This window comes from Pseudomonas sp. MF6394 (genome assembly GCF_002018845.1).
Classification (GTDB): Bacteria; Pseudomonadota; Gammaproteobacteria; order Pseudomonadales; family Pseudomonadaceae; genus Aquipseudomonas; species Aquipseudomonas lactis.
This window is the reverse complement of sequence record NZ_MVOJ01000011.1, coordinates 124080-139504: the sequence shown is the minus strand read 5'-3', so window position 1 is coordinate 139504 and position 15425 is coordinate 124080. Positions and strand designations below refer to the sequence as shown.

The following is a 15425-nucleotide window of genomic DNA, read 5'->3' as shown; positions in this document are numbered from 1 at the left end:
CTTCACTGCAGGCCGGAAAGGCCAAGGGCTGGGTCGATTCCATCGAGTGCAACGGCCAGTGCCTTGGCCTTGTCGGCGATCTGCTTGCGCTGATCGGCTGTAACCTTGTCGTAGGTTGGGTAGCGGTCATTCACCTTGAGCCCGTTGAGTTCGGTGTCGAAGGCGTTGAGCGCGCTGTCGATAGTGGGGAGCAGGTCGGCGGCGGACTTGCCCAGCAACGGGCGCATCAGGTCGATCACTTTGTGCGCGACCTCCAGGTTGGCGGCAAAGCCGTTCAAGTCGATGTGGCTGTAGCGTTCTTCTTCACCGCTCGCCGCACGCACGTCCGCCAGGCTGTTGAGGTTGCGTACCACAATGCTCACCAGTTGCTCCGGTGGCAGGGACTGGGCCAGTAACTGTTGCTTGAGCGTGGTGACGTCGGTAACCAGGCGTTGGGCGACCGGCGCCAGGCCATCGAGGCTGTGTTGTTGGAACAGGCTGTATTCGAGGCGGTGGAAGCCGCTGAAGGCGGGGTCTTGCTCGCGCTGTTCAAAATAATCGGCGCGGGCGTTGATCGCGTTATCCAATTCGGCCAGACGCTGGGACGCCGGCGCCAAGCGCTGATACGCCTCGCGAGCCGGTACATACAGCGCCTGGGCCTGGGCCAGGTCACCGGCGGCGATGGCCTGTTGCAGGGCCGTCACGGCCTTGACCAGCGCACCGCCTTGGCCGCTCAGGTACACGCGAAACTCCGACAACGGGCCGATAAAGGCCACCATCGACGGCTTGGCCTTGGCCTGGGCGTCAGACTCTGCGGTGGGCGTGACATGCAAGGTGCCGCGCGGGTTGCTCAGCAGGCCACAGGTAATGGCGTAGTCGCCGGGCAGCAGGTTGGCGTTGATCACCTGGCTCAGGCCCGGGGCAATGTTTTCCCGTTCTTCGACCACCAGCACGCCGTCGAGGATTTCCCACTCCACCGCGCGGTCGGAACGGTTGATGATGCGAAAGCTGGCATGCCCGGCCGGTACCGTCAGGGCGTTGGGTTCGCAGGCGTGGCCGTGGATGGTCACCGCGATTTCATTGTGGTTGGCCTGGCGCTTGCCGGCGGCCAATTGCGAGGCGTAGTAGAACAGGCCACCGGCGGCGATCATCACCACCACCGAGCCGGCCACGCCCCAGCGCAAGGCGCGGGACGGTGGGGCCGATTGAGGGGTTGGGTTGGACAAGAGACGGTCCTTACTGGCTGGAAACGGAAGAAGTGTTGGCAACGGGCTGGGTAGGAGGCGAGGGCAGGAAGAACATCACCAGGGCCACTACCAGGTAAATCAGATAGGCGCCCAGGGTGCTGACGGTCGGTGCTTCCTGGTAACCGAACATGCCGGCCAGTACCGAGCCAAGTGGGCTGTCCATGGGCAATGCGGCGCTGAAATCGAACAGCACGGTTTGCCAGTGATTCCACACGCCGGCTTCATGCAGGGCTTGCACCGAGTTGGCGAGAATGCCGGCGGCGACCACCAGGATGAACAGGCCGGTCCAGCGGAAAAATGCACCGAGGTTCAGGCGCATGCTGCCGGAATAAATCAGCAAGCCCACGATGATGGCCAGGACCAGGCCGAGCAGGGCGCCTATCGGAGCGCCTGGGCCTTCACTCTGCTGAAACACGGCCAACAGGAAGAACACCGTCTCCAGCCCTTCGCGGGCCACGGCGAAAAACACCATGGCAATCAGCGCGAACACCTGATGCCTGGAGCCGGCCAGCGCATGGTCGAGGGATTCATGCAGCGAGTGCTTAATCGAGCGCGCCACCTTGCGCATCCAGAACACCATGGAACTGAGGATGCCCACGGCGACCAGCCCGACGACACCTTCAAACAATTCCTGCTGCTTTTGCGGGAATTCTGCACTCACCAACTCCAGGCCGCCGCCCACCAGCAGCGCCAGCGCCGCCGCAAGGAACACCCCGATCCACACCGCGGGCATCCACTGGCCACGCCCGGTCTGTTGCAGGTAACTGGCGATAATGCCAACGATCAATGCCGCTTCAATGCCTTCGCGCAGCATGATTAAAAAAGGAACGAGCATCGGGCACCCGGGCGCAACTAGTTAGGGAGCTAAGTTGTAACATAATGATACTCATTGCTAAACAAGAAATATTGACCTTTGCTGAACGTGGGCTGAACAGTGGTGGCGAAGCGCAACCGCCCTTATGATGCAGGCCAACCAGACCGCAGCCGGACAGCTCAACGCCCCATGTCGGAAAAAGACACCATCTCCATCCACCTCGTGCGCGAAGCGTTGTTGCAGAGTTGCGCGCCGGGAGCCGCCACCGTTGAGGCATTGAGCAAAGTCGGGATTGCCCCGGCGTTGCTTGAGCCGCCCGACGCTCGCGTGGCGGCCACGGCCTATGCACGCCTGTGGCGTTTGCTGGCGCGGCGCAGGGACGATGAGTTCTTTGGCATGGACCCGCGCAAGCTCAAGTCCGGCAGCCTGGCGTTCCTGTGTCGCGCCGCCATGGCGCAACCCAGCCTGGCGGCGGGCCTGGAAACCGGCTTGGGGTTTCTCTCACTGATGCTGGAGCACCTGCCAGCCCAGTTGGTGCGCCAACAGAGCCTGGCGGAAATTGTCCTGCTCGAGTCTGATGAGCCCAAGCGTGCGTTTACCTACTTTACCTACTGGATGATCGTCCACGGCGTCGCCTGCTGGCTGGCGGGGCGGCGCATTCCGATTCTCGCCATTGAGCTGCGTTGCGCGCAGCCGGACTTCTGTGACGATTATCAGGTGATGTTCTCTGACAACCTGCGCTTTGATCGACCCCGCACCCGCATGATCTTTTCCGCCGATTGCCTGGACCTGCCGATCAAGCGCAGCCCGCAGGAGCTCCAACGGTTCCTGGCCCATGCACCGGCTAACATTCTGGTCAAATATCGCGACCCCGAAAGCCTCGCCACGCGCATCAAGCACGACCTTCGGCAGATGCCCCCCGACACCTGGCCGGAAACCGAGGGGCTTGCCGCCAGGTTGTGTATTTCTGCGTCCACCCTACGCCGCCGCTTGGCGGAAGAGGGGCAGACCTATCAGGGGCTCAAGGACAGCGTGCGCAAGGAACTGGCGATTGTATGGCTGGCTGAACCGCAGATCAGCTTTGCCGAAATTGCCACGCGGTTGGGGTTTGCCGATGCGAGTTCGTTTTATAAGGCGTTTCGTAAGTGGTCTGGATCGAATCCCGGGCATTATCGGAGTTTGATTTTGAATGAAATAACGCCTGAGAAGTAAGCCGAGTGCGGGACTAGGAAGCAACTGACAGCGCCCTTCACTTAAGTATGACAGAACGATCCTTATTGTTTTTAGGAAGTGGCTGGCATATTCGGAGCAAAAAATCGAGTACGGTTTTACATACGATCCTACCCGGCGACTGGCACCAAATCATGAATGGTTTCAGTTTGGATGGATCGCACTCTTAACGGTGAGGGATCGCATTTGATGAGTGAGGAGGGGTGATAGTGACCTTCATGCGTTAAGTTCTCGAGACAGACTTTATGGTGAGCTTATGAGAAGTTTAATTGCATTACCCTTTGCTGCGTTAATGTTGCTGTCTGCTCAAGCGTCTGCACTGTGCTTGAGTGTTTCCGAAAGCTTTGGCGGAATAGTCGAGCCGGATAGTGAAATAACCGCCCATGGCCCATTCACGATAACCGGTAGCAACGGTTGTTCTGGCGCGAACATTGATGCCATGGTTTCAACCGGTGGGTCGGGTCGGGCTCCTCAAATTTCTATTGAGCGCGAAGTTGGCTCCGCTTGGACAAAGGTAGCGGCTAATCCTTTGTCACCTCGCGTTTCTTGGCTGGGGTCTTTCGGTACATATCGAGTCAGGGTGCATAATCCTGAGGCTGTATCAAAAACCTATTCAGGAACCGTCAGATACGGGCGTTAAGTGACAGGAAAAGCAGTGTGCCGCGACACCTGTAGCACACTGCTTTTTCCCAGTCAGGCATGCTCTTCCACCGATAAATCGTCTTTTGAAGAGTGGGCGAAATATAATAGAGCGTTAATCGCTCGATTAGCATCTACCATGCCTTGTATATATTCAGGAATGCCCTGTGAGCGCCTTACGTCTGGGTTGCTGTCCACAAAGGCCAGATAATCCTGCAGTTTTTCGTCGAACAGCGCTATAGCATTGAATTTCACATGTGTGTTCGTTTGCCTACCGTTGGCATCCGACGCTCCGTCGCCAGCGATGAAAATAAGAAATGCTTGTTCATCGATAATGTTGCTTTCGAATAGTCGTCTTCCTACCTTCTTAAGTTCATCCGTGCTGATGGACGTCATATCATAGTTTTTTAGAAACGTTTTTAAATCCGTGAGCTGCGCTCGCTTCGATATTCGCAACTCTTCAGCCGCCTGAGCTTCCTCGGTAACAGTAAACGTATTCGTCGTTCTCTCTGGATTTTTAATTACAAAAGCATCCGTCTGCTTTGAAAGCACACTAGGCATTACCACTCTCATGTCCATGCTCGTCTCCTTAATGGATGAACGGTTCACCCTGCTATCGACGTGCTGCACGGGATATTTAGCTCATCTAAATATTTGGGAAGTTTCTTTCAGATTCGGATTACAAATATAGAAAATTGACCGCAACGGCTGCAAAAAAAGCCCCGCGACCGAATGGACCGCAGGGCTAAAAATTGGCTGGATGCGACCAACCAAAGGAGCTCTTTACCTCACTTGTTGCTGGCGACCACCGTATCCGGCTGCCAGCCTCCACCCAACGCCTTGTAGATCGCCACAATGCCGCGATACAGATCCACTTCGGCCTGGGCCTGGGAATCTTCGGCGGCCAGGCGTTCGCGTTGGGCGTCGAGCAGGACCAGGAAGTCCACGGTGCCTTCGCGGTAGCGGATCGCCGCGAGGTCGGCGGCGGCGCGGCTGGATTCGCTTTGGCGGATCAGCGAGACCAAACGTTGCTGGCGCTTGCCGTAGTCGCTGAAGGCGTTCTCGGACTCTTCCAGCGCCAGCAGCACTTGCTGTTCATACGTTGCCAAGGCGCCATCGGCTTCGGCATTCGCACCGCGCAAACGCGCGCGCACGCTGCCCAGGTCAAATGCGGCCCAGGTGATGCTCGGGCCAAGGGACCAGGCATTCGCGGCGGCCGAGCCGATCTGCGAACCGCGCCCGGCGGTGAAGCCGAGGAAACCGCTGAGGCTCACCCGTGGGAACAGGTCGGCCTTGGCCACGCCGATACGTGCGGTGGCGGCGGCCAGTTTGCGTTCGGCGCTGAGGATGTCCGGGCGCCGTTGCAGCAGTTGCCCCGGGTCGCCAATTGGCAACGCCTTGGCAATCGCTGGCAGGTCTTTGGGGCTCAGGTCCACGCTCAGCTTGTCGGGGCGCTGGCCGAGGAGGGTGGCGATGCGGTTGCGCTCACGCACTTGTTCGGCCTGCAGTTGCGGCACGCTGGCTTCAACCGCTGCCAGGCGGGCGTCGGCGCGTTCGACGTCAAGCTGATCACCCACGCCGGCATCGCGCAGGCTGACGGTGATGGTGCGCGACTCCTGCTGGTTCTTCAGGTTGTCCAGGGCGATGCGTTCACGCAGTTGCGCGCCGCGCAGTTGGCCGTAGGCGTCCACCAGTTCGGCAATCATGGTGACTTGCAGTTGGTACAGGTCGGCTTCGGCCACTTGTTGGTCGGCGTCACTGGCTTCCAGGTTGCGGCGGATACGCCCGAACAAATCCACTTCCCAGGCCATGTCCAGGCCCAGGTCGTAGCGCTCGCTGTTGACACGCTTGGTGGTCTGGCCGGGAATCTGGCCCTTGCCCACATCGCTGCTGGCGCGGGAGGTGACCACCGGCATGATGTCGTTGGCCGCATCATCACGGATGGCCCGTGCCGCCCGCAGACGGGCGAAGGCCACGCGCAAATCACGGTTGCCGCTCAGGGACTGGGTCACCAACTGGTTGAGGGTCGGGTCGTCGAACTGCTGCCACCAGATGCCTTCGTACTTGGCGTGGTCGTAGCTCTTGGTGTCGGCGGCGGCCGTGATGTTGGCCGCCTCCAGTGGCTGGGTCTTGTAGTCCGGGCCTACGGCACAGGCGGCGAGCGCCAGTACCAACAAGCTCGGCAGGAATATTTTCACACTCATTGCTGTGTCTCCAGCTTCAAGGCCTTGGCCGCTTTGCGCGCTTCACTGCGCTCGACATAGCGACGGATCAGTACGTAGAACACTGGCGTCAGCAACAGACCGAAGAAGGTCACACCGATCATCCCGGAGAACACCGCCACGCCCATGGCATGGCGCATCTCGGCGCCTGCACCGCTGGAAAGCACCAGTGGCACCACACCCATGATGAATGCGAACGAAGTCATCAGGATCGGCCGCAGACGCAGGCGGCAGGCTTCCAGTACCGCGGCGAGCGGGTCGAGGCCTTCCTGCTGTTTATCCTTGGCGAATTCGACGATCAGGATCGCGTTCTTGCACGCCAGGCCCACCAGTACGATCAGGCCGATCTGGGTGAAGATATTGTTGTCGCCGCCCGAGATGATCACCCCGGTAATGGCCGACAGCAGCGTCATCGGTACGATCAGGATCACCGCCAGTGGCAGGCTCCAGCTTTCGTATTGGGCGGCGAGCACCAGGAACGCCAGCAGTACGCAAAGCGGGAACACAAACAGCGCGGTATTGCCCGAGAGGATTTGCTGATAGGTCAGGTCGGTCCACTCGTAGGTCATGCCGTTGGGCAGTTCATCTTTGAGCAGTTTTTCAATCGCGGCCTGGGCCTGGCCAGAGCTGTAGCCCGGCGCGGCGTTGCCGTTGATTTCTGCGGTGATGAAGCCGTTGTAGTGCATCACGCGGTCCGGGCCCGAGGTGTCGCTGACCTTGATAAAGGTCGCCAGGGGGATCATCTCGCCTCTGTTATTGCGCACTTTCAGCTGGCCGATCTGGTCGGCGTCCTGGCGGAACTGTTGCTCAGCCTGCACGTTGACCTGATAGGTGCGCCCGAAGCGGTTGAAGTCGTTGGCATACAACGAGCCCAGGTAGACCTGCAGGGTGTCGAAGATGTCACTGATCGCCACGCCGTGGGTCTTGGCCTTTTCGCGGTCGATGGCCGCGTCCACTTGCGGCACGTTCACCGTATAGCTGGTAAACAGGCCGAACAGCTCAGGCACGCCGTGGCTCTTGGCGATGACGTTCTGCACTTCTTTGTACAGCTCGTCATAGCCGAGGTTGCCACGGTCTTCGATCTGCAGGCGGAAGCCACCGATGGTGCCCAGGCCTTGTACCGGCGGCGGCGGGAAGATCGCCATGTAGGCTTCTTCGATATTGGCGTATTGACCGTTCAGTGCACCGGCAATCGCACCGGCGGACATGCTCGGGTCTTTGCGCTCATCGAAGGGCTTCAAGGTCACGAACACGATGCCGCTGTTCGGGCTGTTGGTGAACCCGTTGATCGACAGGCCCGGAAAGGCGATCGCAGCTTCCACGCCGGGTTGTTTCAGGGCGATCTCCGACATGCGCTTCATCACGTTTTCGGTGCGGTCCAGGCTTGCGGCGTCGGGCAATTGGGCGAAGGCCACCAGGTATTGCTTGTCCTGGGCCGGTACGAAACCGGTCGGCGTGTGGGCAAACCCGAAGAACGTCAGCACCATCAAACCTGCGTAGACGAACAACGCAATACCGCTGCCGCGAATCACTCGGCGCACGGTGCCTACGTAGCCATGGCTGGCTTTTTCGAAAAAGCGGTTGAAGGGACGGAACAGCCAGCCACCGAAGACCTTATCGAGGAACTTGGAAAAACGGTCCTTCGGTGCGTCGTGACCGCGCAGCAACACAGCGGCCAGGGCAGGGGACAGGGTCAGGGAGTTGAATGCCGAGATCACGGTTGAGATCGCGATGGTCAAGGCGAACTGCTTGTAGAACTGCCCGGTCAAGCCACTGATAAAGGCGGCCGGAATGAACACCGCACACAGCACCAGCGCCGTGGCGATGATGGGGCCGGTCACTTCACTCATGGCTTTTTCGGTTGCCGGGAAGGGCTCCAGGCCCAGCTCGATATTGCGCTCGACGTTCTCCACCACCACGATGGCATCGTCCACCACAATACCGATGGCCAGTACCAGGCCGAACAATGACAGCGCGTTAAGTGAGAACCCGAACAGGTGCATCACCGCAAACGTACCGATCAACGATACCGGCACCGCCACCAGGGGGATGATCGAGGCGCGCCAGGTCTGCAGGAACAGGATCACCACCAGCACCACGAGGATCAGTGCTTCAAACAGGGTATGCACCACCGCTTCGATGGAACCGCGTACAAAGATGGTCGGGTCATAGGCGATGCGGTAATCCATCCCCGCCGGAAAGCTCTTTTTCAGTTCGGCCATCTTGCTGCGCACATCGTTGGAGATGTCGATGGCATTGGAGCCGGGACGCTGGAAAATCGGAATCGCGACGGCGGGCTGGTTATCGATCAGCGAGCGTAGCGCGTATTGGCTGGAGCCCAGTTCGACCCTGGCGATGTCCTTGAGGCGCGTGATTTCACCGTTGGCGCCGGCGCGAATCACGATGTTCTCGAACTCTTCCTCAGTGACCAGGCGGCCCTGGGTATTCACCGACAACTGGAAGCTGGTGTCACTCGGCGCAGGTTGCGCGCCCAGGGCACCGGCAGCCACCTGACGGTTCTGCTCGCGGATCGCCGTGACCACATCGGTGGCGGTCAGGTTGCGTGAGGCGGTCTTGTTCGGGTCCAGCCACACGCGCAGGGAGTAGTCGCCCATGCCGAACAGCTGCACATCGCCAACGCCACCCAGGCGTGCCAGTTCATCCTTGATATTGAGGATCGCGTAGTTGGACAGGTACAGCATGTCGTAACGCTGATCCGGGGAGGTCAAGTGCACCACCATGGTCAGGTCGGGGGAGGCCTTGTCCACGGTAATACCGATGCGCGTCACTTCCTCTGGCAGCTTGGGCTGGGTGCGCGTCACACGGTTTTGCACCTGGACCTGCGCGTTGTCCAGGTCGGTGCCCAGGGCGAAGGTGATGGTCAGGGTCAGCTTGCCGTCGGCAGTGGACTGCGAAGACATATACAGCATGTTCTCGACGCCAGTGATGGCTTGCTCCAACGGCGCCGCCACGGTTTCACCGATGACTTTGGGGTTGGCGCCCGGGAAGTTGGCGCGTACCACCACAGTCGGCGGCACCACTTCCGGGTATTCGCTGATCGGCAGTTGGAACAGCGAGATCGCACCGGCGATCAGGATCAACAGCGACAGCACCGCTGCGAAGATCGGCCGTGAAATGAAGAACTTGGAAAAATTCATCTTGAGTATCCCTTAACCGCGTGGAGTCGCGACGCTTGCGAGCTTGGGCGCGGGTTTTTCCGGCGCCACTTGCTCCAGGTTGCTGGCTTCAAGCGCTTGTCGTTGTTGGGCCAAGGCGGCGAGGGTTTCCTTGCTGGCCATCGGGATGGTTTCCGGCGCGACCGGCGAGCCTGGGCGCACACGCTGCAGGCCCTTGACGATCACGGTGTCGTCCTTGGTCAGGCCGCTGCGCACGATGCGCAAACCTTCGATTTTCGGCCCCAGTTCCACCGCGCGATAAGCCGGCTTGTCGCCGTCCATCACCAGCACGAATTTCTTGCCCAGGTCGGTGCCGACCGCTTCGTCATTGATCAACACAGCCGAATAGGTGCCGCTGCCGACCAGCTTCAAGCGCGCATACAGGCCAGGGGTGTATTCGCCCTTGCTGTTATCGAACACCGCACGGCCACGGATGGTGCCAGTGGCCGGGTTGACCTGGTTGTCGACGAAGTTCATCTGGCCCAGGTGGGGGTTGCCGGTTTCGTTGGACAGGCCCAGGTACACAGGGGTGGTTGCGCCACGCCGGCCTTCACGGGCCAGTTCGGTGTACTTGAGGAACACGCGCTCATCGGCGTCGAAGTAGGCGTAGACCTTGTCGGTGGACACCACGCTGGTGAGCGCAGTGGTATCGGCGGTGACCAGGTTGCCGGCGGTGATTTCGGCACGGCTGACGCGGCCACTGATGGGCGAGGTCACGCGGGTGAAACTCAGGTTCAGCTTGGCCAGGTCCAACTGCGCCTGGATCCCGGCCATGGCGGCGCGGGCTTCCTGGGCGGCGGTGGTGCGCGAGTCAGCCAGTTCGGCGGAGATCGCATTGCTCTGGCGCAGGCGCTCGCCACGTTGCGCTTCGTTTTCACTGCGGGTGGCGGCGGCTTTCGTCTGTGCAAGCTGGGCTTCGAGGCGGCGCACTTCGGCCTGGAACGGGCGAGGGTCGATCTGGAACAGCAGGTCGCCTTTCTTCACCAGCGCGCCTTCGGTGAACGCCACCTGGTCAATCTGGCCGGACACTCGCGGACGAATCTGCACGGTTTCCGGCGCTTCAAGGCGCCCGGTGAACTCGTCCCATTCGTTGACCGGTTGTTCCAACACCTTGGCCACACTGACCTTGGCAGGAGGCATGGCGGCCGCTTGTTCCGGGGACTTGCCGCACGCGCTCATCACCACCACGGCCAAGATCGCCAAGGGGAAGCGCAAATGTTTGAGTGACTGTTCCATGAGGTGCATCCGCCAATGTATTTGAGATGGGCGGATCATGCGCGGGGAGGTGCTAGGTCACGAATCGAATGAAGCAAAGGTAACTATCATTCGGAATGATATAAGCGCGGAGTCAGCCCTCTAGCATGGGGGGGTTGTTAGGGAGCTATCAATGTGATTGATGACAAAAGACTGTTGCTGAGGGTGCAAGGAACTTTCCCAGCAACGCGAGGGCGCATCACGGCGCCTCAAACGCCTCGCCCAGAAAGTCGATCAAGGACCGCACTGACGGCATGAGCCCACGCCTGGAGGGGAACACGGCGGTGATCACGCCTTCAGCGGGTTGCCATTCAGGCAATACGGCAATCAGGCGGCCATCGGCCAGTTCGTCTTTCACCACGACCTGCGGCAGGTTGGCGATGCCCACGCCGGCCAGTGCCGCGTTTTTCAGGGTCGACATGTCATCACTGACCAGGCGTGGCGTGTGCGCGACCTGGGCCGTCGCGCCGTCAGGCCCTGTCAAGTCCCACAGGTACTGAAGCAACGGGTTGCCCCAGTGGATAGTCGCCAGCCCGCCAAGGTCAGCCGGTAACAAGGGCAGGGGAGTGTCCTGCAAAAAAGCCGCGCTCGCCACCAGTACCTGAGGACTTTTAGCCAGTACCTTCATGACCAGCTCACTGCTTTCCAGCGGTGGGAAACACAGGTTCAAGGCCATGTCATAGCCTTCGCTGATGATGTCGACCTTGCGGTTGAAGCTTTTCACGTTCAGTTCGACGCTGGCGCATTGCGCCATGAATTGGGCGAGCATCGGCGCCACCCAGTAGTTGAGCAGTGCGGTGGTGCAGCTCAAGCGGATCACACCGCGCGGCTCTGATTTGTTGAAGGCAATCACATCTTCGGCTGACTCGGCCTCGCTAATCATCGCCACGCAATGGCGATAATAGGCCTGGCCGATATCGGTGACCTGGAACTGGCGCGTCGAACGTTGTATCAGCCGCGCCCCCAGCCTGGCTTCAAGCTGGCTGACTCTGCGGCTCAAGGTCGATTTGGGCAGGTTCAGCGCACGGCCCGCCGCCGCAAAGCCGCCGTGCTCGACCACCTTGGCGTAGAGGAAGAGTTCGTTGAGGTCGAACATGGGCAGTGTTCCATTTTTGAGATGGCCAGGATTAATTCAACTTAGCCAGTATCGACAGCCATGTACACTCCGTTCAAATCGACGCAGTCACCGAGGGCACCACATGATCGACCGTTTGCGCTGGGCAACCCATCGTCTCACTAAGCGATTGTGGTTCAGAGCCTCCTTGTTCTCGCTTCTAGGGGTCGCTACGGCACTGCTTGCCGTTGTGTTCAAAGACTTCGTTCCCGAGTCCCTGCCCACGCGCATCGGTGCAGATGCGGTGGACAAGATTCTGGGCATCATTGCGTCCAGCATGCTGGCCGTCACGACCTTTTCGTTGAGCACGATGGTCACCGCGTACGGTGCCGCAAGTAGTGGTGTGACCCCGCGAGCCACCACTTTGGTGATGGAAGACACTACGACGCAAAACGCCCTCGCTACGTTCATTGGCTCATTTCTTTTCAGCCTGGTAGGCATCATTGCCCTGAGCACCGGCGCCTACGGCGCGCAGGGTCGCGTGCTGCTGTTCGCGGTGACCATCGCCGTGGTTGTACTGGTGGTCTACACCCTGCTGCGGTGGATCGACCATTTGTCCAAGCTCGGCAGGGTAGGTGAAACCATCGACCGCGTCGAAAAAGCGGCCATGGCGGCCATCAGACAACGCGCCCAATGGCCCTGCCTCGGCGCTGCAGCCTACCCGACCGATCACGCTCTGGCCCCCGGCGCAATGACCATCGAAAGTGAGCAGACGGGCTATGTGCAGCATATCGACGTGTTGACCTTGGGCGCTATCGCGCAGCACGACTGCACGCATATTTACCTGGAGGTGGTGCCGGGAACCTTCGTACACGAAGGCATGCCACTGTTGCACGTGGTCAGCCTGGGCACCAGGCAAGACGATGGCACACAGGCCACCAGGGAAAAGATCCTGTCTACGCTGACCATCGGTAACCGTCGCACATTCGAACACGATCCCCGTTTCGGGCTCTGCGTCCTCTCTGAAATCGCTTCGCGCGCGTTGTCACCTGCCGTCAACGATCCAGGTACCGCTATTGATGTGATTGGCCGGGGAGTGAGAACGTTGACATGCTGGGGTAAGCCCGGCGGGTCTGGCCGACAGACAGATCAGCAGTGTGAGCAGGTATTTGTTCGAGGGCTGAACGTCGATGATCTGTTTGAGGATTTCTTCGCCCCGATCAGCAGAGACGGTGCAGGTGTGTTCGAAGTGGATGCTCGCCTGTTGAAAGCCCTTATCAGCCTTGCCGAAATAAACCCTGTTCTGTTCAAAACGGCGTGCCTTAGGCAGGCGGACCAACTCATCACACGCGCGCATGCAACACTGACACTGCAGCATGAGAAGGAGCGACTAAGCGCCTTGGCCAAGGCGATAGGCGTGTAGGAGGCTATTGGGCCTGCAAGGGCCGTTTAGAGGCTATACGGATCCCCAAAATACCTGGCTTTGCATTGCTGTTGCCATTTCAGAGCTGGGCTGCGGCACTCAAGGTAGGGAATTAATGGCCTTTATGACCGCATCGGCGATGGTCTTTGTAATAAGCCGACGCTGACAGTGATCAATCGTCGGGCTCAGCCATGTGGGCAGGCTGTTCAGTACGGGCAAAATCGCAGTGAGCGCGCCCTCACGCAACGGCCCGCCGGGCTGATGGCCCTGCTGGCCGACCACCTTCATGAGTTGCGACTCATAGGCTAGCCTCAATCGCTCAACGCTCGCCTGCATCGTGGCGCCCAGGCAGTTGGCGTCCATGACCGCCAACTTGAAGTGCCCGGTCATCTGTTCATGCAATTGAAGATGGCCTTCGATGAGTTTTGCCAGGCGTTGCGCAGGCGTCAATCTACGGGTGTTGATCCAATCGACGTGCGACAACAGGGCCTGATACAGCTCTATCAGCCACTCATACAACATGGCTTCCTTGCTCTCCACATGGTGATAAATCGCACCCGGGCTGATGCCAACATGCGCGGCCAATTCGCGCATGCTGACCTGGCTGAAACTACGCTCCTTGAACAGCTCCAGGGCTCTGCGCTGGAACTCCGACCGGCTGAGCGCGGGAGCCGTCCTCATGTGTCGAGTGCCTGCTGCTTGGCAATTTCCTGGTTGCGCAGGATGAACCGCTGCAACTTGCCACTGGGGGTCTTGGGCAGTTGCTCTACGAACTCGATTTCCCGTGGGTATGCATGCGCAGCCAGGCGCTGTCGGACATGCAGGCGCAAGACTTCCGCCAACTCGACACTGGGCAGGTACTCACGGTTGAGCACGACAAACGCTTTGATCAGCTCGGTACGTTGCGGGTCGGGCTTGCCGATCACCGCGGTTTCGACCACCGCCGGATGTTCGATAAGCGCGCTCTCTACATCGAAAGGCCCCACGCGGTAGCCGGACGTGGTGATCACATCGTCGTTACGGCCGACAAAGCTGATACTGCCGTCCTCATTGAGCTCCACGATATCGCCGCTCAAGTAGTAACGGCCCACAAACGCCTTGGTGGGCATGTGAAGGTAGCCGTTGAACCAGCACAGGGGCGAGCGCTCACGATCCACCGCCAGGACGCCCGGCTGGCCTGTCGGTAATTCCCGTTGCGCATCGTCCAGCACGACAATCCGGCACCCCGGCACCGCATAACCGGCAGAACCCTCACGTACCTGATGGCGTAACCCATGGTGATTGCACAGCACCATGCCGATTTCGGTTTGGCCGTAATGGTCGTGAATGACCACGCCGAGCTGTTCGGCGAACCAACGGATGACTTGCGGGTTGAGCGGTTCGCCGGCGCTGCTGACGATACGCAGTTGGCCACGCACGGCGTCGGCGAACTCGGCCCCGGCATCAATCAGCAGGCGAAAGGCCGTAGGTGAGCCGGCCAGGTTGCTGATCCCGTACTTGGCGATAATCCGGCTGGTGCTTTGCACGGTGAAAGGGCCGTCATGGAACAGCGCGGCCCGGCCGCATGCCAGTGGCCCGGTCACTGCGTAATACAAGCCATAGGCCCAGCCGGGGTCGGCGAGGTTCCAGAAACGGTCGTCTTCGCGCAGGTCGATTGAATCGCGCATATAACTTTTGAAGGCAAGGATGGCGCTCAAAGGCACCTCCAGCGGCTTGGCCGGCCCTGTGGTGCCCGAGGTGCACATCAGCAGGAACGGCGCACGGGCGTCCAGCAGCTCAGGTGTGCAGTCGGGTTGTTGATGCTCCAGCACATCCCAAAACGCGTAGTCGCTGGGGCGCTGTGGGTTGGCGTCGGCCACGATGACGTGGGGGCAGTCGAGAAGCTCGTCCAGCTTGGGACGGTTGTAGGCGTCGGTCACGATCCAGCGCGCCTTGGAACAGTCCAGTCGCTGTTCAATGGCCTTGGGACCGAATGCGGTAAAGAGCGGTTGGTAGACCGCCCCGATGCGCCAGGTTCCCAGGATGGCGATCACCAGTTCAACCGTGCGTGGCATCAGGCCGGCGACCCGATCCCCCGGCTGCACGCCATGGGCTCGCAGGAAGTTGCCGAAGCGCGCCGCGTGCGCCTGCAGTTCGCTGAAGGTGTACTGCGTGGCGCGGCCATCGCGCGTTTCGCAATACAACGCCACGGCATTGCCATGGGCGTGCCGGTCGCAGCATTCAATGCAGGCATTCAAGGCGCCGAGTTCGCCGTGCAAGTCCTGGGCAGCCAGGTGTAGATAATCGAAGGAAGAGACTGCTGAGTCGTAATCGCGCATAACGTACCTGATTATTATTGTTGGAATTTGTGCTGTGCCCACGCAGGCTGCGCGGGTGCCTGGTTGTCG

Annotated in this window: 11 protein-coding genes; 2 read left to right on the top strand and 9 right to left on the bottom strand. The window is 60.0% G+C overall.

The genetic code is table 11. The features are described from left to right. Positions 1-2 precede the first annotated feature (2 nt). Both efeO and efeU read right to left on the bottom strand, forming a co-directional pair. On the bottom strand, positions 3-1205 hold the full coding sequence (gene efeO / locus MF6394_RS13860; RefSeq protein WP_078466851.1) for an iron uptake system protein EfeO: 1203 nt from the start codon (positions 1203-1205) through the stop codon (positions 3-5). 10 nt (positions 1206-1215) lie between these two features. Further along, positions 1216-2061 carry an iron uptake transporter permease EfeU gene (efeU, locus tag MF6394_RS13855; RefSeq protein WP_078466850.1) on the bottom strand — a complete coding sequence of 282 codons (846 nt, stop codon included), beginning with the start codon at positions 2059-2061 and terminating at the stop codon, positions 1216-1218. 168 nt (positions 2062-2229) lie between these two features. Between efeU and MF6394_RS13850 the strand changes: the two genes are divergently transcribed. Further along, on the top strand, positions 2230-3252 hold the full coding sequence (locus MF6394_RS13850; protein ID WP_078466849.1) for an AraC family transcriptional regulator: 1023 nt from the start codon (positions 2230-2232) through the stop codon (positions 3250-3252). A gap of 711 nt (positions 3253-3963) precedes the next feature. Here the strand turns inward: MF6394_RS13850 and MF6394_RS13845 are convergent. From MF6394_RS13845 to MF6394_RS13825, 5 genes are all read right to left on the bottom strand, one after another. After that, positions 3964-4488 carry a hypothetical protein gene (locus tag MF6394_RS13845; protein WP_078466848.1) on the bottom strand — a complete coding sequence of 175 codons (525 nt, stop codon included), beginning with the start codon at positions 4486-4488 and terminating at the stop codon, positions 3964-3966. 209 nt (positions 4489-4697) lie between these two features. Beyond that, positions 4698-6113, bottom strand: a complete 1416-nt coding sequence (locus MF6394_RS13840; RefSeq protein WP_069558350.1) for an efflux transporter outer membrane subunit — start codon at positions 6111-6113, stop codon at positions 4698-4700. Next, positions 6110-9289, bottom strand: coding sequence for an efflux RND transporter permease subunit (locus MF6394_RS13835; protein WP_044273664.1), 3180 nt, complete (start codon positions 9287-9289; stop codon positions 6110-6112). The genes MF6394_RS13840 and MF6394_RS13835 overlap by 4 nt, the downstream gene beginning before the upstream one ends. 12 nt (positions 9290-9301) lie before the next feature. Beyond that, complete coding sequence (gene mexE, locus MF6394_RS13830) at positions 9302-10543, bottom strand: multidrug efflux RND transporter periplasmic adaptor subunit MexE (RefSeq protein ID WP_034135660.1); 1242 nt, start codon at positions 10541-10543, stop codon at positions 9302-9304. A 217-nt stretch (positions 10544-10760) separates the two neighbouring features. Next, positions 10761-11657 (bottom strand): LysR substrate-binding domain-containing protein, encoded by an 897-nt coding sequence (locus tag MF6394_RS13825; protein ID WP_078466847.1) that lies wholly within the window; start codon positions 11655-11657, stop codon positions 10761-10763. 103 nt (positions 11658-11760) lie between these two features. On the opposite strand from MF6394_RS13825, the gene MF6394_RS13820 reads away from it, so the two are divergent. Beyond that, positions 11761-13038, top strand: coding sequence for a DUF2254 domain-containing protein (locus MF6394_RS13820; protein WP_078466846.1), 1278 nt, complete (start codon positions 11761-11763; stop codon positions 13036-13038). A 99-nt stretch (positions 13039-13137) separates the two neighbouring features. Here MF6394_RS13820 and MF6394_RS13815 read toward each other — a convergent pair whose 3' ends face one another. Beyond that, positions 13138-13719: a TetR/AcrR family transcriptional regulator gene (locus MF6394_RS13815; protein ID WP_078466845.1), complete on the bottom strand. Its 582-nt coding sequence runs from the start codon at positions 13717-13719 to the stop codon at positions 13138-13140. Next, the gene (locus tag MF6394_RS13810; protein ID WP_078466844.1) at positions 13716-15356 is read right to left on the bottom strand and encodes an AMP-binding protein; all 1641 of its coding nucleotides are present in this window, start codon (positions 15354-15356) and stop codon (positions 13716-13718) included. Before MF6394_RS13810 ends, MF6394_RS13815 begins: the two co-directional genes overlap by 4 nt. Positions 15357-15425 lie beyond the last annotated feature (69 nt).

Excerpts from the sequence above, each read along its gene's own strand:
- MF6394_RS13840 (WP_069558350.1), bottom strand. The coding sequence starts at position 6,113 with ATGAGTGTGAAAATATTCCTGCCGAGCTTGTTGGTACTGGCGCTCGCC.
- efeU (WP_078466850.1), bottom strand. The coding sequence starts at position 2,061 with ATGCTCGTTCCTTTTTTAATCATGCTGCGCGAAGGCATTGAAGCGGCA.
- MF6394_RS13810 (WP_078466844.1), bottom strand. The coding sequence starts at position 15,356 with ATGCGCGATTACGACTCAGCAGTCTCTTCCTTCGATTATCTACACCTG.
- MF6394_RS13825 (WP_078466847.1), bottom strand. The coding sequence starts at position 11,657 with ATGTTCGACCTCAACGAACTCTTCCTCTACGCCAAGGTGGTCGAGCAC.
- MF6394_RS13820 (WP_078466846.1), top strand. The coding sequence starts at position 11,761 with ATGATCGACCGTTTGCGCTGGGCAACCCATCGTCTCACTAAGCGATTG.
- MF6394_RS13845 (WP_078466848.1), bottom strand. The coding sequence starts at position 4,488 with ATGGACATGAGAGTGGTAATGCCTAGTGTGCTTTCAAAGCAGACGGAT.
- MF6394_RS13835 (WP_044273664.1), bottom strand. The coding sequence starts at position 9,289 with ATGAATTTTTCCAAGTTCTTCATTTCACGGCCGATCTTCGCAGCGGTG.
- mexE (WP_034135660.1), bottom strand. The coding sequence starts at position 10,543 with ATGGAACAGTCACTCAAACATTTGCGCTTCCCCTTGGCGATCTTGGCC.
- MF6394_RS13815 (WP_078466845.1), bottom strand. The coding sequence starts at position 13,719 with ATGAGGACGGCTCCCGCGCTCAGCCGGTCGGAGTTCCAGCGCAGAGCC.
- MF6394_RS13850 (WP_078466849.1), top strand. The coding sequence starts at position 2,230 with ATGTCGGAAAAAGACACCATCTCCATCCACCTCGTGCGCGAAGCGTTG.